Source organism: Mesorhizobium sp. ORS 3428 (assembly GCF_001854785.1).
Lineage (GTDB): Bacteria > Pseudomonadota > Alphaproteobacteria > Rhizobiales > Rhizobiaceae > Mesorhizobium.
Genome location: NZ_MDFL01000115.1, coordinates 425791 through 450660 on the forward strand (window position 1 = coordinate 425791; position 24870 = coordinate 450660).

25 protein-coding genes are annotated in these 24870 nt (G+C 63.2%); 17 read left to right on the forward strand and 8 right to left on the reverse strand.

The window, feature by feature from the left end:
* Positions 1-524: 524 nt before the first annotated feature.
* The gene (locus tag ORS3428_RS15235) at positions 525-1211 is read left to right on the forward strand and encodes a Crp/Fnr family transcriptional regulator (RefSeq protein ID WP_071099280.1); all 687 of its coding nucleotides are present in this window, start codon (positions 525-527) and stop codon (positions 1209-1211) included.
* A gap of 118 nt (positions 1212-1329) precedes the next feature.
* Here ORS3428_RS15235 and ORS3428_RS15240 read toward each other — a convergent pair whose 3' ends face one another.
* Positions 1330-5595, reverse strand: coding sequence for a cytochrome P450 (locus tag ORS3428_RS15240; protein ID WP_071099069.1), 4266 nt, complete (start codon positions 5593-5595; stop codon positions 1330-1332).
* Between the two features lie 119 nt (positions 5596-5714).
* A complete protein-coding gene (locus tag ORS3428_RS15245; protein ID WP_071099071.1) occupies positions 5715-7496 on the reverse strand; it encodes an adenylate/guanylate cyclase domain-containing protein in 1782 nt (593 codons plus the stop codon).
* 399 nt (positions 7497-7895) lie between these two features.
* Here ORS3428_RS15245 and ORS3428_RS15250 point away from each other — a divergent pair, with 399 nt between their 5' ends.
* On the forward strand, positions 7896-8153 hold the full coding sequence (locus ORS3428_RS15250; RefSeq protein ID WP_071099073.1) for a PepSY domain-containing protein: 258 nt from the start codon (positions 7896-7898) through the stop codon (positions 8151-8153).
* A 192-nt stretch (positions 8154-8345) separates the two neighbouring features.
* Here ORS3428_RS15250 and ORS3428_RS15255 read toward each other — a convergent pair whose 3' ends face one another.
* A complete protein-coding gene (locus ORS3428_RS15255) occupies positions 8346-10223 on the reverse strand; it encodes a L,D-transpeptidase family protein (protein WP_071099075.1) in 1878 nt (625 codons plus the stop codon).
* Positions 10224-10663: 440 nt separating this feature from the next.
* On the opposite strand from ORS3428_RS15255, the gene ORS3428_RS15260 reads away from it, so the two are divergent.
* Positions 10664-11065 (forward strand): rhodanese-like domain-containing protein, encoded by a 402-nt coding sequence (locus tag ORS3428_RS15260; RefSeq protein ID WP_071099076.1) that lies wholly within the window; start codon positions 10664-10666, stop codon positions 11063-11065.
* Positions 11066-11106: 41 nt separating this feature from the next.
* On the opposite strand, the gene ORS3428_RS15265 is transcribed toward ORS3428_RS15260, so the two are convergent.
* Positions 11107-12012, reverse strand: a complete 906-nt coding sequence (locus tag ORS3428_RS15265; protein ID WP_071099077.1) for an alpha/beta hydrolase — start codon at positions 12010-12012, stop codon at positions 11107-11109.
* A gap of 47 nt (positions 12013-12059) precedes the next feature.
* On the opposite strand from ORS3428_RS15265, the gene ORS3428_RS15270 reads away from it, so the two are divergent.
* Positions 12060-12512, forward strand: coding sequence for a MarR family winged helix-turn-helix transcriptional regulator (locus tag ORS3428_RS15270; protein ID WP_071099078.1), 453 nt, complete (start codon positions 12060-12062; stop codon positions 12510-12512).
* 163 nt (positions 12513-12675) lie between these two features.
* Here ORS3428_RS15270 and ORS3428_RS15275 read toward each other — a convergent pair whose 3' ends face one another.
* A complete protein-coding gene (locus ORS3428_RS15275) occupies positions 12676-13287 on the reverse strand; it encodes a pyridoxamine 5'-phosphate oxidase family protein (RefSeq protein WP_071099079.1) in 612 nt (203 codons plus the stop codon).
* Between the two features lie 84 nt (positions 13288-13371).
* Entirely contained in the window at positions 13372-13725 is a 354-nt protein-coding gene (locus ORS3428_RS15280; protein WP_071099080.1) for a gamma-butyrobetaine hydroxylase-like domain-containing protein, read from the reverse strand.
* Between the two features lie 195 nt (positions 13726-13920).
* Between ORS3428_RS15280 and moaA the strand changes: the two genes are divergently transcribed.
* From moaA to ORS3428_RS15345, 13 genes are all read left to right on the forward strand, one after another.
* Positions 13921-14916, forward strand: a complete 996-nt coding sequence (moaA, locus tag ORS3428_RS15285; protein ID WP_071099081.1) for a GTP 3',8-cyclase MoaA — start codon at positions 13921-13923, stop codon at positions 14914-14916.
* Positions 14917-14970: 54 nt separating this feature from the next.
* On the forward strand, positions 14971-15468 hold the full coding sequence (locus ORS3428_RS15290) for a hypothetical protein (protein ID WP_071099082.1): 498 nt from the start codon (positions 14971-14973) through the stop codon (positions 15466-15468).
* Positions 15469-15578: 110 nt separating this feature from the next.
* Positions 15579-15935, forward strand: a complete 357-nt coding sequence (locus ORS3428_RS15295) for a hypothetical protein (protein ID WP_071099083.1) — start codon at positions 15579-15581, stop codon at positions 15933-15935.
* A 121-nt stretch (positions 15936-16056) separates the two neighbouring features.
* Entirely contained in the window at positions 16057-16977 is a 921-nt protein-coding gene (locus ORS3428_RS15300) for a DMT family transporter (protein WP_071099084.1), read from the forward strand.
* A gap of 4 nt (positions 16978-16981) precedes the next feature.
* Entirely contained in the window at positions 16982-17614 is a 633-nt protein-coding gene (mobA, locus tag ORS3428_RS15305) for a molybdenum cofactor guanylyltransferase MobA (protein WP_071099085.1), read from the forward strand.
* Positions 17611-18126 (forward strand): molybdopterin-guanine dinucleotide biosynthesis protein B, encoded by a 516-nt coding sequence (gene mobB, locus ORS3428_RS15310; protein WP_071099086.1) that lies wholly within the window; start codon positions 17611-17613, stop codon positions 18124-18126. The genes mobA and mobB overlap by 4 nt, the downstream gene beginning before the upstream one ends.
* A 152-nt stretch (positions 18127-18278) precedes the next feature.
* Entirely contained in the window at positions 18279-19064 is a 786-nt protein-coding gene (locus ORS3428_RS15315; RefSeq protein ID WP_071099087.1) for an ABC transporter substrate-binding protein, read from the forward strand.
* A gap of 71 nt (positions 19065-19135) precedes the next feature.
* Positions 19136-19852 (forward strand): ABC transporter permease, encoded by a 717-nt coding sequence (locus ORS3428_RS15320; protein ID WP_071099088.1) that lies wholly within the window; start codon positions 19136-19138, stop codon positions 19850-19852.
* Positions 19849-20673 carry an ABC transporter permease gene (locus ORS3428_RS15325; RefSeq protein ID WP_071099089.1) on the forward strand — a complete coding sequence of 275 codons (825 nt, stop codon included), beginning with the start codon at positions 19849-19851 and terminating at the stop codon, positions 20671-20673. The genes ORS3428_RS15320 and ORS3428_RS15325 overlap by 4 nt, the downstream gene beginning before the upstream one ends.
* An 88-nt stretch (positions 20674-20761) precedes the next feature.
* Positions 20762-21652, forward strand: a complete 891-nt coding sequence (locus ORS3428_RS15330) for an NAD(P)-dependent oxidoreductase (RefSeq protein ID WP_338011939.1) — start codon at positions 20762-20764, stop codon at positions 21650-21652.
* A gap of 6 nt (positions 21653-21658) precedes the next feature.
* Positions 21659-22363, forward strand: a complete 705-nt coding sequence (locus tag ORS3428_RS15335; RefSeq protein WP_071099091.1) for a DNA alkylation repair protein — start codon at positions 21659-21661, stop codon at positions 22361-22363.
* Entirely contained in the window at positions 22323-22901 is a 579-nt protein-coding gene (locus ORS3428_RS15340; RefSeq protein ID WP_083355140.1) for a GNAT family N-acetyltransferase, read from the forward strand. The genes ORS3428_RS15335 and ORS3428_RS15340 overlap by 41 nt, the downstream gene beginning before the upstream one ends.
* A gap of 64 nt (positions 22902-22965) precedes the next feature.
* On the forward strand, positions 22966-23538 hold the full coding sequence (locus ORS3428_RS15345; RefSeq protein ID WP_071099282.1) for a DUF3299 domain-containing protein: 573 nt from the start codon (positions 22966-22968) through the stop codon (positions 23536-23538).
* Positions 23539-23650: 112 nt separating this feature from the next.
* Here ORS3428_RS15345 and ORS3428_RS15350 read toward each other — a convergent pair whose 3' ends face one another.
* Together ORS3428_RS15350 and ORS3428_RS15355 are read right to left on the reverse strand one after the other, a co-directional pair.
* Positions 23651-24142, reverse strand: coding sequence for an Lrp/AsnC family transcriptional regulator (locus ORS3428_RS15350; RefSeq protein ID WP_071099093.1), 492 nt, complete (start codon positions 24140-24142; stop codon positions 23651-23653).
* A gap of 108 nt (positions 24143-24250) precedes the next feature.
* Positions 24251-24868, reverse strand: coding sequence for a uracil-DNA glycosylase family protein (locus ORS3428_RS15355; protein WP_244507963.1), 618 nt, complete (start codon positions 24866-24868; stop codon positions 24251-24253).
* Positions 24869-24870 lie beyond the last annotated feature (2 nt).

Here is a 24870-nt window from a genome sequence, read left to right on the forward strand (position 1 = left end):
GCCGACGTCGATGGGCTGCCAAACCATTCCACTGCGGCGAATAGCGTCAAGCGACGCGCCGCGCACGTTTCCCAACCCTTGTCGGTCGACCAGCTATCGCGCCGGCCGACGCACGCTTCTGTGATCGTCTTCACATACGCCGCGCGAGCTTCGCGCATACGTGTTGCATTGGGGTGGTGCACTGGCTTGTGCTTTGTCGAGCAGGTTCGAAACGGCTTCCAGGCCTGAAAGCCCGGCCGTTCCTCGCAGCAAATTTCGATCACCTAGACATTTTCAGGTTTGCTGTCCGCGCGCGTTGGCCACCTCCCACCCACGTGCGCGGACGGCGTTTCAGATCGAGCGGCGCTCCCGCCACCGGTTCAGTCAAGACAATGCTGGCTAAGTTGCGCGGAACGAAGCTGGTTGCACCCGACCACCGCCGAAAAGCGTGGGTCCCGGTGGCGGCCGTCGCCGATGGAGACGAAGCTTTGATCGAGCATGCACTTGGCCTACAATTTCCGCTCAACGAGAGGCGGAATCGCATCATGTCCACAGTCAGCGCAGACGACAGGAGCGCCCTGCCGCGTCTGGCGCGGATCGATCCGCGTCAGTTCGACCTGCTGTTCGGCGGCTGCAAGGTCGAGCGCTACGCGGCCGGTCAGCATTTGTTCGTCCAGGAGGATGCGTCCGACCGCATTTATGGCGTGATGAGCGGCACTGTCGAAATATCGCTCTATTCGCCGGGCGGCCAGAAGCTGGTGGCCAATATCGAGCTCTCGCGCAGCCTCATCGGAGAGATCGGTGCCTTGGACGGACGCCCTCGCACCGCAACCGCGATCTGTCTCACCGCATGCGAGCTGGTTTCGCTCAACCGAACGCAACTCTTTGATCGCATTGAAAAAAATCCGCCTCTGGCGCGCGCAATGATCGAGCTTCTGTGCGCGCGGCTGCGCTGGGTCAGCGGCGAACTAGGCGACCAGGCCTTCTTCGGCATCGAGGCCCGGCTGGCGAAGCGGCTAGTGTTCCTCAGCAGCGTCATGGCAGACCCGGCCGGCTGGATTCCGATTTCGCAGTCGGAGCTCGGCGAGTTCCTCGGCGCGACGCGCGAATCGGTCAACAAGACGCTCAACGACTGGCGCAACCGGCAGATGATCGCCATCAAGCGCGGCGGGCTGCGTATCACTAATGCCGCAGCGCTCAACCAGATCGCCGCATCGCAGGATGACGACTGAAGCAATTCCAGGAAAAATGTGAAACGGTTTTCCGTTCGGAATTGCGTCAAAACAAAGGGATAGAGCGGTTCTGCGTTTCCGTGACCCGGTGAACCGCTCTAAGCTATTTTGACCCGAATCAGAGCCGCGAGATCAGGTAGCGCAGCGCGGACCGGCTCGGCATGAAGAAGTAGCCGCCGCCCTTGGTAGTGACGAATTGCGGCATATCCTTAAGCACCGTGACCTTTTCCCATGACGGGATCGAGAACCGGCCGCCGCCGTCGCGCGCGCCGATCGTCGGATCCTTTTCGCCGACAAGGCCCTGGAACGAGTTCGACGAAACCCAGGTCTGCTGGATGAACTCATACTGACGCTCGATGTCGGCGTTGAGGCACATGAAGAGGAGGCCCTTCTCTGCCTTGCCGTCCCGGCCCTTCTTCTCATAGGTGCGGCCGACGCGCAGGATGCGATGGCGCTTGCCGATCCTGATCTGCGTCTCGCGATCTTCGCCAAGCGAATCGCGCGGATTCGAGCGGCGTATGTGCGAGCCGAGCGGACAGCGATGCCCCTGCGGGTCCTCCGCGCCGAGCGCGAAATCATTGTCGGCACCGCGGCCCGGCCGTCCGTCGGGGTTACGCACCAGCGAGCTGCCGTCCTGCCAGCGTCCAAGCATCTTGGCGGCCACCCAGCGGGGCGTGACTGTGTCGTCACCGGTCTCCTGCGCGGCCCGCGCGGCAGCGTGCTTGCAGTAGTCGCTGAACAGTTCGACATGCTGCTCGAACTGGCGCACGACCAGGAAGGAGCCGTTGCGGCCAAAGTCGCGCGGCGGCGGAGGCTGGCCGGGAATCTGCCGGTTCCGCCGCACCTGCGACAGGATGCCGGCGCGGTCCTGCGCTGCCTGGACGGAGGGCGAGGCCGGATAGAAGCCGTGCTCGTCGCGATAGCCGAACAGGAACTCGCCGGGCGCCACCAGATGCATGGAAGCCGCCCCCTTGTTGGCGCGCGACGTGCCCTTGACGATCGGTTGCGAGATACCGTCGGCGAAGCCGAAATGCTCATAGGCACGCTGACGCTCCGACCTGCCGTTTTGCTGGGGTTTCGCGCCGTCCGTCTTCGGCTCGCGGTTCACGACAAGCGGCAACTCGGCGACGATTTTCATCCCGGCGCCAGTCGTCTTCCGCTTCGCGGCCGTGATCTCGGCCTTAAGCACGGCCGGCTTCTCGGCGTAGCAGATGACAACCGCGTCGACCGGCGTCCTGGCGGAGCCCCACTGCCACTTGTCGGGCGCGTCCGGGCCGCTGTCGTCAAGGATGCGGCTGCGCTGCGGATTGCCCATGCCGTGGCGAAAGGCGGCTGGAAACGTGTCCAGCGGATCGTCGTCGACRCCGCCCCTAAGCCCGAGACGGCGAAGGCCGTCGGGACCGAAGGCCACCGTCATGGCCCGTCCGACGGGCACACCGTCGCCAAAGCTCGCCTTCTCGATGACGAAGTCCAGCCACGCTCTCCGCTCGATTGCCGGCAGGTCTTCCGGCACCCGGATCGCCAGCATATGCGCGTGGCCGAGTGCGCCGAACGGACCGAAGAAGATGGACTGGATCTCGCCTGACTCCAGTTCCTCAATAGGCGAAGGGGCAGGCTCGCGGCCGACCGCTTCCTCCGCCCTCGCCTGCGGCCGCGGCAACGAGCCGAACAGGCTCACCCAGTCGCGCGCCTCGTTACCGGTCGCCGAGGCAATGCCGCGCCTTATCCTGGAATTGATGCGGATGCGCGTGGTGTTGAGATGGGGATAGGCCGAATACCAGAACAGCGTCGGCACCTGCTGGCGCCGCGCCCAGCGCTTGAAACGGTCGCCGTCGCGCGCACCGTCGAGGAACAGCCAGCGCGTGCGCGGATAACCTTCCGTGTTGCTCCAAACGCCGGTCAGGCCAGCGGAGGCCTTGGCGATGAAGTCCTCCAGATAGCTTTCCCAGCTGCCGCCGTAATTGGAGAAGAACACGAGCCTGTCGGTGCCCGGCAGCAGCACCCAGCGCGCGAAGTGAATGGTGCTGATGTTGGCTAGGAAGCCCGGCCGGAACACTTTCTGCGCCGATATCGAAATCAGGTAGAAGGAAAATCTCAACGCCAGCCGCCGCAAGATGCCGAACTTCATCGTCGAGATCGCGGTGAGATGATTCTGCGCTGCATGGTCCTCGTTGGCGAGGATCTTGTCCAAGGCACCGATATCGACCGGCGTGCTCTGCGGCCGGTCCTTGTCCTCCAGCCGCCGCAGGGCGAGGAAGCACAAGCCCATAAGCACCAAGGCAGTGGCCAGCAGCCCCAGCACTGCCAGCAGAAGCGCGGTGCCGGCTATGGCGATGTTGGTGAAGGTGATGCCGTGCGGGTTTCCGAACACCAGCACATAGGTCATGCGCCAGCAGGCAAGGACGACGATCGCGACGGTGGCCAGCACTGCYGGCGCAAGCAGCGTCGTCGTCAAGGCCTGCCACCAGCGGCCCGGCGGCCGCTCCAGCAGGCTCTCGGCCGGCTCAAAGGCCCAGCCGAACTGTCCGAGGCATTGCACATGCCGCCGCGCCTCGGTCAGCACCGCAAGCGCATTGCCGGTGCCTGCCCGCGGCGTTTCGACAATCTCGCGCACGCTGTCGGCAAGCTTGGCCTCTGCCAGGATGCGGCGCACGGAATGGCCCGGCGTGCCTGAAAAGACCAGCCCCGCCGTGCTGCCGAAGGACGGCGATATATCGATGTGATGCTTCTTCAGGAAATCATCCAGCGAGCCGCCATCCGCCAGACCGCACGCGTCCCTGAAGATCGGCCTCAGCCGGTGGCCAAGGGCTTGCGTGACGGTGCCAATGACATCGTCGGTGCTGCCGTCGCCGGAAATTTCGAACACCAGCGCCCCGGTCTCGATGCCCGATTTCTCGTCCCTGCCGGTTGCTGCGACGGCAAGGCTCGTGAAGTGAATCGTGCCTGCCTTGTCGAGCGCGCCGGCCACCTCGTGGATCGCCGGATTGCCGAGGGCGCCAACCTTGTCGCGCACGGCATCCAGCGGCACCGAGCGCCTGATCGGACAAACTACGGTGACCATGGACTGGTCGACCGTGCGGCAAAGCGGCGAAGGCTCGAAATCGACCTTGAGGTTCGCCGGATAGGCGCCGACATAGGCCAATTTGCCCGCCCTGCCCCGGGCGCGGTTGAGCTTCGGCTTGCTGAACAGGGCGCGAACGCATTCTCCGATCTGTATGCGGGCGATCTCGGCGCCGATGCAGAGATGAATGCCGTGGCCGAAAACCATGTAGTCGCGGTGGGGCCGAGAAGTATCGAACTCGTTTGGCCGCTGCACGATTTCCGGATCGAACATGGCCGACAGCGTCGCCGGCATCACGACTGTTCCGGCTTTTACCCGACGCTCGCGGCGCGTGCCCTTGCCGATCACCGCATCGCGCGCCGCGTAGCGCCACGGGCCGACCCAGATCGGCTTGAAGCGCATCGCTTCGAGTATCGCCCGGTCGAGCTTTTCGACGCTGTTTTCGGCAAGCGCCGCGTCGACGGCCTGCCGCGCATCGGCGCGCGACAGGATCACCTCCAGACAATTGCCGCCGGCAAGCACATTGGTCGGGACAAAGCCCGCGATCATGCCAAGCATGATGGAATGAATGTCGGGCAGCGACAGCCGTCCCTGATCCATGAGCGCGACGAGGCGCGCCAGCGGCCGCCCGTCCTTCCCTGCCCTGTCCCTGATCCCGGCGATGGAACGATCGATGGTCTTGATCAGGCGATCGCCGCCGACGACGGCGAGCTGGCGCGTGGTGGGGCTGGCGGTCGGATCGGAAAAGAACAGCGCGCTGAGCGCAATCGACCAATCGGCGAACTCGGTTTCATCGTCGATCTCGAGGCCGAAATAGTCGCGGCAGATGCGCACCGGCACGATCTTCATCAGCCCGGCGATGGCGTCGAAGCCGGGGCTGGCGCGGGTCATGATCTCGCGCGAATGGCGCTCGGCGACCGGCCTGACGGCGGCCTCGACTTCGGCTGGGGGAAACGCGCTCAGCACAGCCGACTTCATTTGCCGATAGGCGGCACCATCCTGCATGCCGAGAATGAAGTTCGATCCCCTTGCCAGCTCCGCCATTTCCGGTCCGTAGGGCGTTTCGAATTCGTCGCCGCGCTCCAATATGTCGCGCACGTCGATGCCCTTTGTGACGAGCAGGAAATTGCCGAAGGCAAGGTTTGGCCAGAAGCGGCGCAGCAGCGCCAACAGCCAGCGCGGGTCGCTGAGAAAGAAACCGGCGATGCGCGAAGCAAGGCCCTTGGACCGAAGCCGGTTGATGTCGAACGGCGGCATTTCGATGACCGGACGCTGGGCCCTCTGAGCTGCCCGCACAGCAGAGAAATATTTCAGTTTGAACATGCGCGCTCGAGCCCCCCGGCGGTCCACGTCATTGAGATGCCGGCAACCTCATGGCCTAGGTTCGCCTGGGTCCGGCGTATGTGAATTCCATCACAGTCGTCTGCCCTCGGCGCCGGCGATCATGCAATCGACTTGGCTTGATCGAAATTGGCGATCAGGAAATTATTCTTCGCAGCGTCGACGAACGGTATCCAGCGAATCCTCTGCTCGGAAAAATCCGGATGCCTGGTCGCGAAGATGGCAAGTTCCCGCGCGGCCTCATCCCGGCGGCCGCTCCGCATCAAGGCGCCGATTTTCAGGAACCGGGCATAGAAGTAGCCGGGCGAAAGGTTGAGCGAGCGCTCGGCGACGGCAATGGCCGCCGGCCAGTCCTCGACGAAGCAGTAGGCCGCGGCCAATTCCCCGAGATTGTGGAAGCGGTAGAGGTCGAACGGGCTCAGCCGCTCGGTATCCAGGAAGAACGGAATCGCGCCGGCGGCATCGCCGAGCAGCAGGCGCGCGCTGCCCATCGCAGAGCGGGCGAAGGCAAAGCTCGGATTGATATGGATCGCTTCGGCGAGGTGCTCGGCCGCCGATGCCGGCTGGCCGCGCATGATGTCGGCCACGCCGAGATAGGCGTGCGGGCGCGCGTCTAGGCTATCCATCAGGAGTGCCTTGCGCGCGAATGCCTCGACCTTGTCCAGGTCGTCGCTGTCGCCGAAGCGCAGCCAGGCCCGCCAGAAATACCACCATGCCAGCTCGTTCAGCACGGCGCTGGAATTCGGATCTTCCTGGTAGGCCTTGTCGAAGAATTCGAGCGCGATTTCGGTGTCGCGTCGCGTGCGCCTGTTCATGTGCCAGCGCCCGCGCCGCACCAATTGCCAGGTCTCGAGGCTTTCCCACGGCACCTGGAAGGTCCGCACCTGCTCGGCCCTGTCGACCTCCTTGTCGAGGATCGAGACGATCTCGCTGCCGATCTGGTCGCGCAGGCGGAAAATGTCGACGAGGTCGCGGTCGAAGCGCTGCGACCAGACAAGACGTCCGTTTGACGTATCGGTGAGCGAAGCGTTGAGGCGTATCTGCCCGCTGAAGCGCGCCAGTGTGCCGCTGACGATATAGCGCGCGCCAAGTGCGTTGCCGATGAGCCTTGTTCCGAGGCTGTCGTCGCGGAATTGGAAGCTCGAGCCCTTGGCGATCACCGAAAGCCATCGGGTGTTGGAAAGGCCGTAGATGATGTCCTCGGCGACGCCGTCGGCCATGTAGCCGACATCGGGCTCGCTGCCGGTGCTGTGGAACGGCAGCACCGCGATTGCCGGCGGTCCCTTGGGAGAGGGTTTGTAACTACCGGCAGCTGTGGGGATAGCGGCCAGGGGAGCCGTCACCGCCGTGCCGTTGCTGCCGCGCCCGGCAATCAGGACGCGCACCGGCAGGGCGATGTTCTTCAGCATGAACTCGCCGAGGTCGGTGAAGACCGCCGCCGTCTTGTCCTTCACGTGATGCCAGGTGGTTTCCGAAATGGCGAGACCGTCATGCGGGGCGAATTCCTGGAGCCGCGCGGCAATGTTGACGTCATCGCCATAGAGACGGCCTTCGCGGACGATCACGTCGCCGGTATTGATTCCGGCTCGAAACGGCATCCGCATCTCCTCGGCCACAGACGCATTGAGCTCCATGATCCGATCCTGGAAATCGAATGCCGCGCGCAAGGCTTCGATCGGGTTGCCGAACTCGGCCATGATGCTGTCGCCGGCGACGCCAAAGGTGCGGCCTCCATAGGCGCCACAGCTGTCGGAAATGATGTCGCGCCTTTCCTCGAAGGCCGCGACGGCGAGTTCGTCGTCGATGCCCATCAGCCGCGAAAAGCCCACGGCGTCGATGGAAATGATTGTCGCGAGCTGACGGGTGTAGTTCCGTCCAGCCATGGTAGACCCCCCGGTCCCTGCTTTCGGTCCAGAACTGGCGACTTCCGCTCTCAAAACACTTCGCCGTTTGCCGACCCGGCAGGCCCGGCGCGCCGTTGCCACCCTGTTGGCGGAAGTCTAACAGGGTCTGGTCGAAAGCTCTACCACGAACGGCCAATGGAACGCGCCGCGGGTCCAACCCATGGTTAGCCGTTTGCTACCTGAAGCACCAGGTCGCAGAACCCCCATTACATATTGAAATATCGGGGCTTTGAGTAATTCAGGTTTTGCGAACGGACCCTTGCAAGCACTCTTGCCGCCCGGCTGTGGAGCAGGCGTTATCCGCCCGTGGCGGAACCAACTGGCTGGGATGCGAGTTTTCCGCGCACTCATGCCATCCTACGAGATTGAGGGACAGTCATGCGCGCTGTTGTTTTGGCTAGCGGTATTGCGTTCTTCCTTTTCGGAGGATCGGCTTTCGCGGCGGACGATCAAGCGGTGCCGCCGCAAAATGCCATAAAGCTCTCAGACATCGTCGCCAAGGTCGAGAAACGCAACGACTTCCGCTATGTGAAGGAACTCGACTGGAGCCGCGATGGCTACACCGTCACCTATTACACGATCGACAAGGCAAAGGTCGAAATCACCTACGATCCGGTGACGGGCGAGCCGAAGTAGGCGCGCGGCCAGGCCCATTCCCCGGAAATTGGCGTCAACGCGTGTTTGACGGCTGAGATCGCCAGTGCGCGGCGCCGGCTTCGGCCGGCGCTCATCCGAAGCAACCGCAAGAAAGCGCGAGGCGGTTGCCCGTCCGAAATTGCGTGAAACAGCAGCGGCTCAGCGAGACCATCAAAGCTGAACCGCCATTGCTCAGATTGACGGGGCGCGCACCGCTTCGGTGACGTCGAGCGCCTGCATCAGCTTTGCATCGCGACCATAGACGTCGTCGAAATACTCGACCTTGCCGGACATGTCCGGCCAAGCGGTGAAGTAGGCGACGTAGACCGGGATGACGCGCGTGACATTTTCGGTCGAATGGCCATGCTTCAGCTTCTCCGCGATATCGTCGACGGAGATGCCGAGTACTGCGGCCGCCATGCCGCGCGGATCCTGCAGGCGAATGCAGCCGTGGCTCAGCGCGCGCATGTCGCGCTCGAAGAACGACTTCTGCGGCGTGTCATGCATGTAGATGGCGTGCTTGTTGGGGAAGAGTATCTTCAGTTCGCCAAGCGCATTGGCCTCGCTCGGCTGCTGGCGCACGCTGAAGGGGATTTTGGCGCCGTAGGCGCCCCAGTCGACCTCGGCCGAGGGGATTCGCCTGCCGCTGGAATCCGTCACCTCGTAGCCGGCGCGGTCGAGATAGCCCGGATCGCTGCGCAGCCTCGGCAGCATCTCGTTGACGATGATCGACTGCGGCACGCCCCAATAGGGATGGAAATCAACCTGCTTGATCTGATTGTAGAAGAAGGCGGTCTGGTTGGTGACCTTGCCGATGACCGCGCGTGTCTTCAGCTTTTCTTCGCCATTGTCGATATAGCTCGCGGTGAAAGCCGGCTGGTTGATGAAGACACGCGGGCTGCCGAGGTCGGAGGGAAGCCAGCGCAGCTCTTCAAGCGCGACCTTGACCTTCTCGATCTTGTCGGCCTTCGACGTGCCGGCGAGCGTAGCCACCGTGCGCGGGCCGATGACGCCGTCGCCCTTCATGCCGGCCCGTTTCTGCACCGCCTTGATCACCGGCACAAGTTCGGGATCGTAGACCTCGCTCGTGCCGAGCTTGGCGAGGGTCTCGCCATAGTCGCCGCCCATCTCGTCATCGAGATTGCGAGCGATGAGCGTCAGTAGCTTAGGCAGTTCCGGGCTGCTTTCGCCGGGCTTCAGGAGCAGCTTCGGATCGACGACGATCTCGTTCTCCTCGCTCGCCTGAAGCGATTCCAATTCGACGCGCAACGCCTGGTATTCCGGGTTCTGCGGGTGCCGCGATTCGAGATAGGTGCGCACCTCCTGGGTGTGCGCYAGCGTCTTCAGCACAGCTTGGAGATCGAGCGGCTTGGCCGGGAACTCGTAATAGCCGGTCATGCGGTTCGGGTCGACGCGGCCGCTCTGGGCGTCATGTGCATAGCGCAGCACACGCGCCGAAAGCGCCATCTCGAAGCGGACCAGTTCCTTCTTCCGCTCTTCCGGCGTGGCTGAAGTGGTGGCAGCCGGGACTTCGACGGCGTAGTCCGCCGGCGTCAGACCGTAGCTGGCCGCCTCGCCGAGCACCCGCACGGCATCCTGAGCCCTACCGTTGGGGGCGTCGCCGTCCACCCAGATGAAGTCCGGATTGGCCGAGTAGTAGGCGATCAGCGCCTTGGCGATGTCAGGTTCGGCAAAGAGTTCATAGTCGCTCAGCCCGGCCAGTGCGTCGCGGAAGGCAGTGGCCGTCACGGATGGCACAAAGGCGGCGTCCTGCGCGGTCGCAGGCGGCGGCGCCGGCAGCAGCGACTTGAAGTCGACGCGCACAAGCTTGTCGGGCTTGTAGGTGTAATAGGTCGGGCTGTTGATCCTGGCGCCGCCCTCGCCATCGGCGCCTGGCAACACCTTGCGCAGCCTCGGCGGCGGCGGAAATTCACCTTGGGGATTGTGCCGAATGCCGCCGCCAAACAGCATGTCGAACAAGCTTTGCGCGCTCGCCGGCTGCTGCCCGAAGGCAAGTACCGCCGCAATCGCCATCGGCATGACGRCCTTTTTGTTCCCAAGGATTTTCATGCTTCACCCGYACCGGTTGAACCGGTTCCCGTTCCGCGCCGTTTGACGGTCTCGCCCACCGCATGGCGGATGTAAGGCGCGACTATACCGATTCACACCGATTMCGTTAAGCTTCTATAAATTTCCGCAGCCGTGTTGCAGAACGGTTTCACCTCCTTGCCTGTCGGGAACGGATAAGGGCGTTCGCGGTTCCAACTGCTTGAGAACAATCAAGCATTCGCGCCACCATCGATGTTAAGCGCCGCACCGTGACGAAACAGGCTTGGTGGTTGGCGAGTCGCGACGGAGCCAAGCCGGCTGCCCGTGCGATGATAGCACCAAGGGCCATGGCTGTGTGGGCATTAGCCTGCACCCAAGGCGTGAAACATCAGTCAGTGACAAACATTGGTCTTTGTGATCGAAATTTCAGCGGCCGCAAATCGTGGCCGGGAGGATGTGCCATGAAAAAGGGTTATCGTCAGCTTCTCGATGAGGCTAATGCCGAGATCGAAGTCGTGTCGCCTGAGGAAGCGGCGTCCCTGCTTGAGGATGACGAGACGATCTTTGTCGATCTGCGCGATCCCCGCGAAGTCGAGCGCGACGGCAAGATCCCCGGCGCGAAGCACGTGACGCGCGGCATGCTGGAATTCTGGATCGACCCCGAGAGCCCCTACCACAAGCCTTTCTTCGCCTCGGGAAAGACCTTCGTCTTCTTCTGCGCCGGCGGCTGGCGCTCCGCCCTCGCGACCAAGACGGCGCAGGACATGGGCCTTACGCCAGTAAAGCATATTCTGGGCGGCTACACCGCCTGGAAGGCGGCCGGTCTACCGGTCGAGCCAGGTCAAAAGAAAAAGGCCGACTGACTGAATTTTCGCAGTTCCGGCTCAGTCGCGGGACTACCTGCTCAGTGCAGCGTCGATTCGCGCTCCGTCACGAAGCCCACAGCGTGCGCGACAACATCCTTATCGGAAAGGATGCGGCGGTGGCCAAGCCCTTCCGCCCAGTGCAGGCGAACATGGCTGCCCGCTTCCGCATATCGTTTTGCATGGTCGGCATGGACTTCGCGATCGTCCGGCGCGTGGATGACCAGCGTCGGCAGCAACGCCTCGGCGAGCTGGCGGTCGCCTGTGTATTCGCTGAGCGGCCGACCCGACAGGTGTTTCACCCTGTCGGCCATGGCGACCCGGGAGCGCGGCCCGACATTGAGCCTGCGGCTGAAGTCATCGAAAATCGCCGGCAGCGAGCTCGGCGCCGCGATCAGCACCAGCTTTTCAGCAGCCAGCGGCGGCATGCCTTTCACGGAGCCAGCGACCGCATTGGCGGCGACCGCGCCGCCGAAGGAATGGCCGACCACGGCGGCAAAAGGGCCGAACCACTCGCCGGCGACCCGCGCCGCATCCACGGCGGTCACCATGTTGAGATGCCGGCCGAGCGAATGGCCATGGCCCGGCAGGTCGAGCGAGACGACCTTGTGGCCGGCGCCGCGAAACCCTTCGATCAGCGCACGCATATATTCGGTGCGCGAGCGCCAGCCATGGATGACGAGCACGGTGCCGCGATAGCCCTCGCCCGGCTCCGGCCGGAACTCATGCAGCGCGACGCAATCCGTCCTGGTTTTCAGCCTGTGATGGCGCGCCTCGGCCATGAACGCGGCGGCGCGCTCGACAGCGCGGCGCTCGCCATCGCTCAAGGCCTTGACGTTGGGCGTGCGGCAGAACAATTCGAACGCCGCGCGGCCGCTGAGACGTGGCGCGACATGCTCGGCCRCACCAAATACGCCCCGGATGATCTTCAACCCAAATGATGCCATAGTGGCCGTCCACCAATTCGTTCAAGCATGAACATAATAGTTCAAACATGAACATTACGCAAGAGCTGCCCTGGGACAATCCGCGCTTTCGCAACTGGGTTGCGGTGGCACGCGCCTGCCATGTGCTGGAGCGCACGCTGGCGACGAAGCTGGCGCCGCTCGATCTAAAGCCGGCGCAGCTCGACGTGCTGATGAACCTCTACCGCCACCCCGGCATGTCGCAGCACGACCTGGCCCGCAAGCTGCTGGTCGGCCGCTCCAACGTCACCATGCTGTTGCCGCAGCTCGAGGCGCGTGGCCTGCTGCGACGCGAAGGAGATGAGAAGGACAAGCGGGTGCTGCGGCTCAATCTCACGGAAGCCGGCGAGGCTCTGCTGATGCGGGCGCTGAAGGTGCATATGGCGCTGATCGAGAAGGCGATGAGTCAGTCGACGCCGGAGCAATGCGACATGATCGGCGAGCAGATGCGCAAGATCGCCGAGGTGCTGAAGGAAGCCTGAGCACAGGTTTGCTGCGACTCGGCTTAGGTGTGCTGAGATTTCGGTCAGGCGAGTCGAAAATGGTGGGTTCCGAGAACCGGAGCGGAGCGTACTTAAAGTACGTGAACACCGGAAGCGCAGGAGCCCGCCGTTTGCAGGCCGGCCCACCGGAAAATCGGCCCCTCTACCACATCGTCTTTTTGGCCCGCTCCGGCCATTCCCTGTCGTAAGTCTCGCCGTCGATATTCTTGCGGCTGGCGATCTCGAGGATCCGGCCCGGCGTCGGCAGCGCCTTCGGGTCGACATGCTTTGCCGGATTCCACAGATCCGAGCGCACAATGGCGCGGGCGCACTGGAAATAGACGGTGTCGACGGCGATGACCGTGACCGACCGCGCCGGCTTCCCGTCGACGGTGAAGGACGCGCAAAGTGCCGCATCGGTGGTGATATGGGCGCGGCCATTGACCCGCAGCGTCGTGCCGGAGCCAGGCACCAGGAACAGCAGCCCGACGCGCGGGTCGCGAATGATATTCTTCATCGAATCGGCGCGGTTGTTGCCGCGCCGGTCGGGCATCATCAGCGTCTTTTCATCGACAAGGCGAACGAAGCCGGCGAGATCGCCGCGCGGCGAGCAGTCCAGCCCTTCCGGCCCGCAGGTCGCCAGCGCCACGAAGGGCGAGGCCTCGATGAAGGCGGCATATTCGGGAATGACATCGTCGAGTTCCTTGACCAGCGAGGCCTCGCCGGGCCGCCCGTAGAGCGCCTCGAGCTGTTCGACCGATGTGATGAGCGACATCTTTCGCCTCCCGACATTTTGCCGGCGCTACTCCATGTCCATGACGCCTTGACGACGGCCGGCGGTGAAACGGGCAGGCACAGGCTAGCGATCGCGGCTCAAGCCCTTCTCTGCAAGCTCGGCGAGATAGGCCTTCCAGCGCTCGTCCTTCTCATGGCCGAGCGTGTGAAGATAGTTCCAGGTGAAGATGCCGGTGTCGTGGAAATCGTCGAAGGTGATGCGCACCGCGTAATTGCCGACCGGCTCGATCTTGAGGATCGCGACGTTGCGCTTGCCGGGCACGGTCACCCGCTGGTCCGGCGAATGGCCCTGCACCTCGGCCGAAGGCGATGCAACGCGCAGCAGTTCGGCAGGCAGTTCGAACGGGTCATGCCCCGGAAAGGTCACGGTGAGCAGCTTACGGTCCTTCGAGACCCTCAGTTCCTTCGGCGCCGTCATGTATTCTTCCTGTGAGCGTTCACCCTTCCCTACGCTGCTTCGCGCAATGCGAAAAGGTCATGCAAGGCAGCCGACACGCGATGTCGGTCGGGGAATGTTACCAAAGATCAAGACCTTCTATCTTGAATGCGGCACAGGATCGTATCACATAGCCATATATAACGACGCCGCTGAGGCCACGGGAAGCGCTTGCAAATGGACATGATCGACCCCTTCGGTCGCACGATCAGCTATCTGCGCGTGTCGGTTACCGACCGCTGCGATTTCCGCTGCACCTATTGCATGGCCGAGGACATGACCTTCCTGCCGAAGAAGGACCTGCTGTCGCTCGAGGAACTCGACCGGCTTTGCAGCGTCTTCATCGAAAAAGGCGTGAGGAAGCTCCGGCTGACCGGCGGCGAGCCGCTGGTGCGCAAGAACATCATGCATCTGGTTCGGCAGCTGTCGCGGCATCTGGAGAGCGGCGCGCTGGACGAGCTGACGCTCACCACCAACGGCTCGCAATTGTCGCGCTTTGCCGCCGAGCTCGCCGATTGCGGGGTCAAACGCATCAACGTCTCGCTCGACACGCTCGACGCCGACAAATTCCGCCAGATCACCCGCTGGGGCAATTTCGGCAAGGTCATGGAAGGCATCGACGCCRCACAGGCGGCGGGGCTCAAGGTCAAGCTCAACGCCGTGGCGCTGCGCGACTTCAACGACGCCGAAATCCCAGAGATGCTGCGCTGGGCGCACGGCCGTGGCATGGACCTCACCGTTATCGAGACCATGCCGATGGGCGAGATCGATGCCGACCGCACCGACCAGTACCTGCCGCTGTCGCTGCTGCGTGCTTCGCTCGAGCGCCAGTTCACGCTGACCGACATCCCCTACAAGACTGGCGGCCCTGCCCGTTATGTCCATGTCGCCGAGACCGGCGGCAGGCTCGGCTTCATCACGCCGATGACGCACAATTTCTGCGAAAGCTGCAACCGCGTGCGGCTGACCTGTACCGGCACGCTCTACATGTGCCTCGGCCAGGAGGACGCCGCCGACCTGAGAGCGCCGCTGCGCGCGTCCGAAAGCAACGAGCTGGTAAGCGAGGCCATCGACGAGGCGATCGGGCGCAAGCCCAAGGGCCACGATTTCGTCATCGACCGCCGTACCAGCCGTCCCTCGGTGTCGCGCCATATGAGCGTCACCGGCGGCTGATTTTTTCTGAGCAATGGTGCAAGATCGCCCCGGTCACTGACTTTTGGGGGCATCATGACGCGTCTTCATCTCATCCGGCGCTTGCCTTTGGCGATCGCCTTGTCGTCGTTGCCGGCCGTCGTCACGGCAACGGCGGTTGCAAAGCCATTCACCTACGTCAATGCGCGCTTCGGCACCGCCTGCACCTTTCCCGACGAGATTTTCAGCGACCGCTTGCCGGAGCCTGAGAATGGCGACGGGCAACAATGGCTGAGCACTGATGGCGCCAGCCTGACTTGCTCAGGCATCTACAACATCGACAACGATACGCCGAAGAGCTTCGTCACCGGCGAAAGGGCGAACACCGGGCCAGGCTACAAGGTGACCTACAGCAAGACCGGCAAGAACTGGGCAGTGCTGTCCGGCATCAAGGGCGACAAGGTCTTCTACGACCGGCGGCTTTTCGGGAAGGACGGCGTCATCCGCAGCGTCTGGGTCGAATATCCTGCATCGCTCAAGGCGAAATACGATCCGCTGGCCGGCTCAATCGCCGCCAGCCTGCGCGGCCCTTGAGGCGCGCGGGCGCCGCGCAAAAGAAATCGTCCGCGCGGACTTCGGCCCGATTTACCACCGGTCCGTTCCGGCCTAGCCTTCGCAAGCGTTTTCGCATCCAGGGGGTTCTCATGCGCAAATTCTTGCTTTCGCTTGCAATGCTTGGGGTTGCGTCCGTGCCGGCCGCCGGCCAGTCGATCGGCGGCACTTACACTGTCTCCGGCACCAATTTCGACGGTTCGCAGTATGGCGGAGAGGCGACCATCACACTGACCAGCGACACCACCTGCACAATCCATTGGGAAACCGGCGGCTCGTCCTCCGACGGCATCTGCATGCGCAACGACAATGCCTTTTCCGCCGGCTACGTGATGGGCAAGGAAATCGGCCTCGTCGTCTACAAGGTGGAGAAGGACGGCTCGCTGCACGGGCTATGGACCATCGCCGGCCAGAACGGCAATGGCACCGAGACGCTGACGCCGAAATAGGCGTCCGGCATGGCTTGGGGTCGATATTGTGGGCTGCGGAGAAATCCGTGGCCCATTTCTTTGGCGTTGCTGTCTTGCGTTCGACTGCTAGAGGCTTGAACCGAAATAGACGGAAACGCACTTGCCACTCTCACCCAATCTTCGCGGCGCGCTGTTCATGGTCGTGGCCATGATCGGCTTTACTTTGAACGACGCGATCACCAAGTTCTCTTCCGAAACGATGAACATGGCGCAGGTCATGCTCGTGCGCGGTGTTTTTGCCTCGCTCTTCGTCGGCCTGCTCGCCTGGCACCGCGGCGCGCTTGCCAGCCCCGGCACCATGCTGCAGCCCATGGTGGCGGTGCGCGTCGCCGGCGAGGCCGGCGCCACCGTGTCGTTCCTTATCGCGCTTGCCCATTTGCCGATAGGCAACGTCTCGGCTGTGCTGCAGGCGCTGCCGCTGGCGGTGACGATGGGCGCGGCGCTCGTGTTTGGCGAGGGCGTCGGCTGGCGTCGCTGGCTCGCCATCGCTGTCGGCTTTGCCGGCGTCTTGATCATCGTGCGGCCGGGCTTCGAAGGCTTCAGCGTCTACTCGCTGCTGGCGCTGACAAGCGTCGCCTGCTGCGCGGTGCGCGACCTCGCCACCAAGCGGATCCCGCAAGCGATACCGACCATGCTGGTGTCGACGGCGACCGCGCTGGCCATGACGGTCCTGGGAGCGCTGCTGCTGTCGCCGATGGGCGGCTGGACGCCGATGACGGGAAAGGCAACCGCGCTGCTGGCACTGGCGGCGGTGCTGGTTCTCATCGGCTATCAGTTCATCATCATGGCGATGCGCTCGGGCGACATCTCCTTCATCGCGCCCTTCCGCTACACGGCATTGCTGTGGTCGATCCTGCTCGGTCTCGTCATCTTCGGCGACATCCCCGACCTGCCGATGACCATCGGCGCCGTGATCATCATTGGCTCCGGCCTCTATGCGCTCTACCGCGAACGCGTCGTCGGCCGGCGGCAGCCTGCCGCCGAAAGCGCTGGACCCGACATGGCGCCGGACGGCATATAGGCCGATGGACCAAAGCATTGCAGGCATCATCCTGGCCGGCGGCCAGTCGCGCCGGATGGGCGGCGGCGACAAGCCCCTGCTCCCGCTGGGCAAGGGCAGGCTGATCGAGCATGTCGCCGCGCGTCTCGAACCGCAGGTCGACACGCTGGCGCTCAATGCCAATGGCGACCCCGCGCGGTTTTCGGGCACAAACCTTCCGGTGCTGGCCGACACGGTTCAAGGCTATGCCGGCCCGCTGGCCGGCATCCTCACCGGCCTCGGATGGGCGGCGACGGACACCGCCTGCCGCTCGCTGGTGAGCGCGGCGGGCGACACGCCGTTCTTCCCCCGCGACCTCGTCGAACGATTGGCCGCTGCAGCCAGTGAACGGCCCGGAGCGATCGCTGTTGCCAGTTCCAACGGCAGATGGCATCCGACCTTTGCCCTTTGGCCGCTTGGCCTCGGCGATGCCCTGCGCCATTTCCTTGTCGACGAGGACAACCGCCGGGTTTCGGCCTTCATGGAGCGGCACGGTTTTGTCCAGGTGGAGTTTCCGATGATCGAGGCCGAAGGCCAGCGGATCGACCCGTTCTTCAACATCAACACGCCGGACGATCTTGCAGAGGCCGAACGTCTGTTGCAAAGCCTCAAGCCATGAGACGCATATTCGGTATCACCGGCTGGAAGAATTCCGGCAAGACGACACTGACCGAGAAGCTGGTCGCGGAACTGGTGCGGCGCGGCTGGACGGTGTCGACCGTGAAGCATGCCCATCATGACTTCGACATCGACAAGCCGGGAACGGACTCCTTTCGCCACCGGCAGGCCGGCGCCACGGAAGTCGCGGTCGTGTCCGGCCGGCGCTGGGCGCTGATGCATGAACTTCGCGATGAGGACGAGCCGAAGCTGGATGAAATCCTGTCCCGGCTGGCGCCCTCGGACATCGTGCTGGTCGAAGGCTACAAGCGCGAAGCGCACAAGAAGATCGAGGCGCGGCGGCTGGACGCAAAGGACCGAACCCCGCTTTCGATCAATGACCCGAACATCGTCGCCGTCGCCGCGGATTTCAAAGTCGAAGGCGAAACCCTGCCGGTCTTCGACCTCGACGATACGAAATCGATAGCCGACTTTATCGAGCGCGCGACCGGCCTCGTCGGTCCGGGCAACTAACGCTGCGGCAGACCGCGATTGCCGTTTGCGGTTGTTTTGCAGTTGCTTTTTTCTTGGAAAGAGTGGGAGTATCCGCCGCAGCGGGCGGTCAAGACGGCTCCGCCCCCAAGAGCCGCACGGGACAGCGGCCATGACAATATGAGAGGATTATCATGCGTATTGCACTGCGTATCGCGCTTGCCGCTTCGGCCGCGCTGCTGACACTCGGCGTTGCCCAGGCTCAGGAAAAGACCCTGAGGATCGGCACCGAAGGCGCGTATCCGCCCTTCAACAACCTGACCTCGGACGGCCAGTTGGTTGGCTTCGACATCGACATCGCCAAGGCCCTCTGCGACGAAATGAAGGTGAAGTGCACCTTCGTCGCCCAGGACTGGGACGGCATCATCCCGGCGCTCCAGGCCGGCAAGTTCGACGCCATCGTCGCCTCGATGTCGATCACGCCCGAGCGCGCCCAGAAGGTCGACTTCACGCACAAATATTACAACACGCCTTCGGCCATCGCCGTGCCGAAGGATTCGACGCTCAAGGGCGTGACCAAGGCTGACCTTGCCGGCAAGACCATCGGCGTCGCCACCACGACGACGCATTTCAACTATGCCTCGAAGACCTACACGGACAGCACGATCAAGGGCTATCCGAGCAGCCCCGAGGAGCAGGCCGATCTCGCCAACGGCCGCCTCGACGCGATCGAGGACGACATCGTCGTGCTGCAGCAGTGGCTGGATTCGCCCGACGGCGCCTGCTGCAAGATCCTCGGCCAGCCTTCGCCGCAGCCGGTGGATATCTTCGGGCCCGGCGCCGGCATTGCCGTGCGCAAGGGCGAGACCGATCTGGTCAACAAGCTGAATTCCGCGATCGACGCCATCCGCAAAAACGGAAAGTACAAGGAAATCAACGATAAATACTTCAAGTTCGACGTCTACGGCAGCGAGTCCTGATCCTTCAGGGCGGTGAGGAAACTCACCGCCCTTCCTCCATTCCGGGATCGTCACGGAGACCAGACTAGTCGATGCCAGCCCAAAGCATTTGGACACTTCTGAGTTGGGGACCGGAAGGCTGGAGTGACGACATTGCGTCGGGTGTGCTGGTCACGATTGCGCTGGCGCTCGCCACCTTGCCGATCGGCCTGGTGATCGGCTTCTTCGTCGCTTTTGCCAAGCAGCACGAAGAACCGTCGCTGCGGCTGGCGGCCAACGTTTACACCACGGTCTTTCGCGGTCTRCCCGAACTGGTCACACTGTTCCTGTTCTTCTTCGGCATGCCGCTCATCCTGCAGCACCTCGTGCGCTTCTTTTGGCCCGCGGCCACGGTCGACGTAAACAGTTTCGTCGCCGGCTTGATCGTGCTGTCGCTGATCTTCTCCTCTTATACCAGCGAAGTCTTCCTTTCTGCCTTTCGCGCCATTCCCAAGGGCCAGTATGAGGGCGGTTACGCTATCGGCCTTTCGAAATGGCAGACGATGCGGCTGGTGATCCTGCCGCAGCTGCTGCGCATCGCTTTCCCTGGCCTGGAGAACTGCTGGCTCATCCTGCTCAAGGACACGTCGCTGGTATCGGTGGTCAATCTGGCGGAAACCTTGCGCAATGCTGGTGTGGCCGCCCGCGTCACCAAGCATTCGTTCCTCTTCTACAGCGTCGCGGCGCTGGTCTTCCTTCTGCTGGCCATCCTGTCCTCGGTCGCCACCGGCTATATCCTGCGCTCGCTGGGGCGGAAGGAGGCGCGATGAGCATCAGCCAAGCCATTGCAGTCGAGCGCCCCCCGCCGCAGGCCCGCGGCTGGCCGCGCGCCCGCATTGTGGGCTAYGCGCTGGTCGGCCTCTGGATCCTCTTCGGCCTCGGCATCCTGGCTTATCTGGTCTACGCCTGGAACGGCGAATTCTTTGCCAGATACGCGCCCGCCTATCTGCAGGGATTGGGCACGACGCTGTCGCTCGTGACAGTCTCGATGATTGCCGGCGCAATCCTGTCCTTGCCCGTCACTTACGCCCGCATGTCCAAGAACCGGATCCTGTCCGGGCTGGCCTATTGCTACGTCTATTTCTTCCGCGGCACACCGCTGCTCGTTCAGACCTATCTGGTCTATTACGGCATTGGCTCGTTCCGGCCGCAGCTTGAAATGGTCGGACTGTGGTGGTTCTTCCGCGACGCCTTCTATTGCGGCGTCTTTGCCTTCTCGCTCAACACCTCTGCCTACCAGGCTGAAATCCTGCGCGGCGCCATCGAAAGCGTTCCGAGGGGCCAGTGGGAAGGCGCCGCTTCGCTCGGCCTGCACAAGCTGCAGACGCTGCGCAAGGTGATCCTGCCCCAGGCGATTATCGTAGCATTGCGGCCTTACGGCAACGAACTCGTGCTGATGATCAAGGCTTCCGCGATCGTCGCCATCATCACCGTCTACGACCTGATGGGCAATGCGAAGCTCGCCTACGCCAAGTCCTTCGACATCCAGGCCTATATCTGGGTGGCGATGGTCTATCTGGTGATGGTCGAGATCCTGCGCCACGGCGTCGAATGGATCGAGCGCCGGATCACCATCCACCTCAAGCGATGAACCGTTGCGCATCGGCCTGCACCAGTCGATGCCGCTCTCCGTGCCTTGACGAATCCGCTGCAGGGCATAGAGCTTCCGCAGCTGAAAAATCGTTCTCGGAAGGGCTTCTATGGCATCGGTTGCATTTCTCGGTCTTGGCGTCATGGGCTATCCGATGGCCGGTCACCTCAAGAACAAGGGCGGCCACGACGTCACGGTCTATAACCGCACCGCGGCGAAAGCCGAGCAATGGGTAGCCCAGCATGGCGGCAGTGTGGCGCTGACGCCGGCCGAAGCGGCCGAGGGCAAGGATTTCGTCTTCTCCTGCGTCGGCAATGACGACGACCTGCGCTCGGTGACGACCGGCGCCAAGGGCGCCTTCGCCGCGATGAAGAAGGGCTCAGTCTTCATCGACAACACCACGGCCTCGGCGGAGGTCGCGCGCGAACTGGCCGAGGCCGCTGAAAAGGCCGGCTTTTCCTTCCTGGACGCGCCGGTATCGGGCGGCCAGGCGGGCGCCGAGAACGGCGTGCTGACGGTGATGGCCGGCGGCGAGCAGGCCGCCTTCGACAGGGCCAGGCCCGTCATCGACGCCTATGCCCGCATGGTCGGGCTGATGGGGCCGGCAGGCGCCGGCCAGCTCACCAAGATGATCAACCAGATCGCCATTGCCGGCCTCGTTCAGGGGCTGGCGGAAGGCATCCATTTCGGCAAGAAGGCCGGGCTCGACATCGAGAAGGTCATCGAAGTGATCTCCAAGGGCGCTGCCGGCTCCTGGCAGATGGAAAACCGCCACAAGACGATGAATGCCGGAAAATATGATTTCGGCTTCGCCGTCGACTGGATGCGCAAGGATCTCGGCATCTGCCTGGCCGAGGCCAACCGCAACGGCGCCAAGCTGCCGGTGACGGCGCTAGTCGACCAGTTCTACAAAGAGGTCCAGGAAATGGGCGGCCGGCGCTGGGACACATCCTCGCTGCTGGCCCGCCTGGAAAAATAGACGGCAATGACCCTGCCAGATCCGAGCTGGAGCGCCGACGACATTGTCGCGCATTTGCGCTCGATCGGCAGCAAGGAGAATCTTGCCGGCATGGCCCGGTTCGGCATCAACACCGCGACAGCGCTTGGCGTCGGCAATTCCGACCTGCGGCCGCTGGCGCGCAAGCTGAAGAAGAACCACACCCGGGCGCTGCGTCTCTGGGAGAGCGGCATCCGCGAGGCGCGGCTGATGGYGGCATTCACCGGTGAGCCGAAGAAGCTCGACATCGATCAATGCCGGCGCTGGGCGGCCGATTTCGACAGCTGGGAGATCGTCGACACCGTTGCCGACCTGTTTGCCGCAACATCGTTCTGGCGCGAGCTGATCCAGGAATTCGCCGAGGATGAGCGCGAGTTCGTGCGCCGTACCGCCTTTGCCATGCTGGCCTGGGGCGCGGTGCACCTGAAGAAGGAACCGGACACCACCTTTCTTGCCTGTCTATCGCTGATCGAGAAGCATGCCGGCGACCCACGCAACTTCGTCCGCAAGGCGGTCAATTGGGCGCTGCGGCAGATCGGCAAGCGCTCGATGGCGCTGCATGCCCCTGCCGTGGCGCTTGCCGGGAAGCTCGCGTCATCGCAGGACAAGACGGCTCGCTGGATCGGCAAGGATGCGGTGAGGGAACTTTCCGATGCCAAAACGCTCGAACGGCTCGCGGCCGCAAAAGCCTGACCTCGCCGGCCTTCGCTTCATCGAGGTGACGCCGGAAACGCGCAGCCGTTTCGAAGACCTGTTCGCGCAGCCCGGCGCGCCGAAATATTGCTGGTGCATGGCCTGGCGCCATTCCAGCCGCGAGCACGTCCAGAACGACGAGAAGAAGCGCATGATGATGGCGTTGATCGAAAAAAGCACACCGGTTGGCATCGTCGCCGAGCTCGACGGCAGGATCGTCGGCTGGTGCTCGGTCGCGCCGCGCGAGACCTATCGCCGGCTGTCGAAGCAGCAGGACGACAGCGAAACCGGCGTGTGGTCGATCGTCTGCTTTTACGTGCCGAGAGCATTACGCGGTGGCGGCTTCGCCTCCGCCTTGCTCGACGCCGCCATCGACCATGCCTTCGCCAAAGGCGCTTCTACCATCGAAGCCTATCCGGTAGACGAGGCCGCACCGAGCTATCGCTTCATGGGCTTTCGCGACATGTTCACCGCTCGCGGCTTTCATGAGATCGGCACGGCCGGTACGCGCCGGCACGTGATGCGGCTGAGCCGTTGAGCCAGGATCAGTCACGATGTGCTTTTTATCAATTTTGGAAATGGACTGGCCGAGGATGAAGACCATGAGCAGGCGTTTCAAATCACGCGCGAGGCTGATGGCTGTGCTCATGCTCACGGCGAGTGCTGGCGATGCCGCGGCTGAACCCATGCATATCTTCTGGAAGGATCTGCGCCCTGCCACCCAGGCGGTCGCCGAAGACGCCAACCTGCCGATGATCGCGGCAAAACTGCCGGATCATGGCGAAACGCTGTCGCTCAATCTCCAGGACAAGACCGTTCAGCTGGCCGGCTATGCCTTGCCGGTCGATCGCGAGGGCGACCTCGTCTACCAGTTCCTGCTGGTGCCGTGGAYGGGCGCCTGCAGCCACATGCCGACGCCGCCACCCAACCAGATCGTGCTCGTCACGCCGGCGCATCCTTACAAGATGGCGGAGGCCTATCAGCCGGTTTCGGTAACCGGCGTGCTGAAGCCCGGCATGGAGAAGAGCCAGCTCTTCATCCTCGACGGCGTCTCGATCGTCCAGTCAGGCTACACGGTGCGCAATGCCGACGTGGCGAGCGTCGACRCCGTGCCGGACGCCGTCACCCTGCCGGTCAACTCGCCCTGGAATTTCCTCAACAAAARGAAGAATTAAAGCATGTCTCCCGAAAGTGGGAACCGGTTTCGGGACAAAGACATGCGTAGATCAAAACCTAAAGCGGATGGAGCGAGTCTGAAAGATCGCGACGCGCTTTAGGCCCAGTCACTCACGCCGCGTTCGCACCCGCTTCCTTGTCCAGGATCATGTAGTCAAGCGGGATTTCGGTCGTGTATTTGATCTGCTCCATGGCGAAGGACGACGACACGTCGCGGATCTCGATCTTGGCAATCAGCCGCTTGTAGAAGGCGTCATAAGCCGCAATATCGGGCACCACCACGCGCAGCAGATAATCGACGTCACCGCTCATGCGGTAGAACTCGACCACTTCCGGAAATTCCTGGATGACCTCGGAGAAGCGGCGCAGCCACTCATGGCTGTGCGAATTGGTGCGGATCGACACGAAGACGGTGACGCGCACGTTGACCTTCTCGTGGTCGAGAATGGYCACGCGCCGCTTGATGACGCCCTCTTCCTCGAGCTTCTGGATGCGCCGCCAGCACGGCGTAGTCGACAGGCCGACTTTCTTTGCGACATCGGCGACCGCAAGCGTCGCGTCCTCCTGCAGGAGGCGGAGAATTTTTCGGTCAAGGCGGTCCATCGGGAGACTCCAGGGGAATAGTTTCGCTATATTCCCTTTTATCCGGGCCTTCTACAAGAAAGAAATTCTGCCAAAGGCAGCAAAAGCGAGTGATATCTTGCCGAATGCCTAACCGATGCGATAGCGGATTTCCGACCTGAGGAAAGGCAGCAAATCCATTTCGAACCAAGGATTCTTCTTCAGCCAGCCTGTATTTCGCCATGACGGATGCGGCAGCGGCAGCACCTTCGGGCCAGCCGCCGCGTCCCAGATCGCGCGCCAGTTCCTCACCGTCTCCGTCAGCGACGGCCCGCGGGCCCTGCCCATATGCCAGGACTGCGCATAGCCCCCGATCGTCAGCACGAGATCGATCTGCGGCATCAGCGCCATGAGGTCGGCGCGCCAGGCCGGCGCGCATTCGCGGCGCGGCGGCAGGTCGGCGCCGTTGGCATCCTGCCCCGGGAAGCAGAAGCCCATCGGCACGATCGCGAATTTTTCCGTGTCGTAGAATTCTTCGCCGCTCACCCCGAGCCAGCTCCTGAGGCGATCTCCCGAAGCGTCGGTGAACGGCATGCCCGAGATGTGGACCTTGGTGCCCGGCGCCTGGCCGGCAAGCAGGATGCTGGCCTTCGATGACGGCAGCAGCACCGGACGCGGCTCATGCGGCAGCGGCCGGCCGCGCGGATGCTCGATGCAGATGCGGCAGGCCCGCACCCGTGCCGTGAGACTTTCCAGGTCTTCGCTCATGC

What these genes read in the sequence shown, in the direction of transcription:
- ORS3428_RS15235 (WP_071099280.1), top strand. Translation starts at nt 525, where the DNA reads ATGTCCACAGTCAGCGCAGACGACAGGAGCGCCCTGCCGCGTCTGGCG.
- ORS3428_RS15315 (WP_071099087.1), top strand. Translation starts at nt 18,279, where the DNA reads ATGCGTATTGCACTGCGTATCGCGCTTGCCGCTTCGGCCGCGCTGCTG.
- ORS3428_RS15295 (WP_071099083.1), top strand. Translation starts at nt 15,579, where the DNA reads ATGCGCAAATTCTTGCTTTCGCTTGCAATGCTTGGGGTTGCGTCCGTG.
- ORS3428_RS15290 (WP_071099082.1), top strand. Translation starts at nt 14,971, where the DNA reads ATGACGCGTCTTCATCTCATCCGGCGCTTGCCTTTGGCGATCGCCTTG.
- mobA (WP_071099085.1), top strand. Translation starts at nt 16,982, where the DNA reads ATGGACCAAAGCATTGCAGGCATCATCCTGGCCGGCGGCCAGTCGCGC.
- ORS3428_RS15270 (WP_071099078.1), top strand. Translation starts at nt 12,060, where the DNA reads ATGAACATTACGCAAGAGCTGCCCTGGGACAATCCGCGCTTTCGCAAC.
- ORS3428_RS15260 (WP_071099076.1), top strand. Translation starts at nt 10,664, where the DNA reads ATGAAAAAGGGTTATCGTCAGCTTCTCGATGAGGCTAATGCCGAGATC.
- ORS3428_RS15275 (WP_071099079.1), bottom strand. Translation starts at nt 13,287, where the DNA reads ATGTCGCTCATCACATCGGTCGAACAGCTCGAGGCGCTCTACGGGCGG.
- ORS3428_RS15250 (WP_071099073.1), top strand. Translation starts at nt 7,896, where the DNA reads ATGCGCGCTGTTGTTTTGGCTAGCGGTATTGCGTTCTTCCTTTTCGGA.
- ORS3428_RS15355 (WP_244507963.1), bottom strand. Translation starts at nt 24,868, where the DNA reads ATGAGCGAAGACCTGGAAAGTCTCACGGCACGGGTGCGGGCCTGCCGC.
- mobB (WP_071099086.1), top strand. Translation starts at nt 17,611, where the DNA reads ATGAGACGCATATTCGGTATCACCGGCTGGAAGAATTCCGGCAAGACG.
- ORS3428_RS15340 (WP_083355140.1), top strand. Translation starts at nt 22,323, where the DNA reads ATGCCAAAACGCTCGAACGGCTCGCGGCCGCAAAAGCCTGACCTCGCC.
- ORS3428_RS15280 (WP_071099080.1), bottom strand. Translation starts at nt 13,725, where the DNA reads ATGACGGCGCCGAAGGAACTGAGGGTCTCGAAGGACCGTAAGCTGCTC.
- ORS3428_RS15245 (WP_071099071.1), bottom strand. Translation starts at nt 7,496, where the DNA reads ATGGCTGGACGGAACTACACCCGTCAGCTCGCGACAATCATTTCCATC.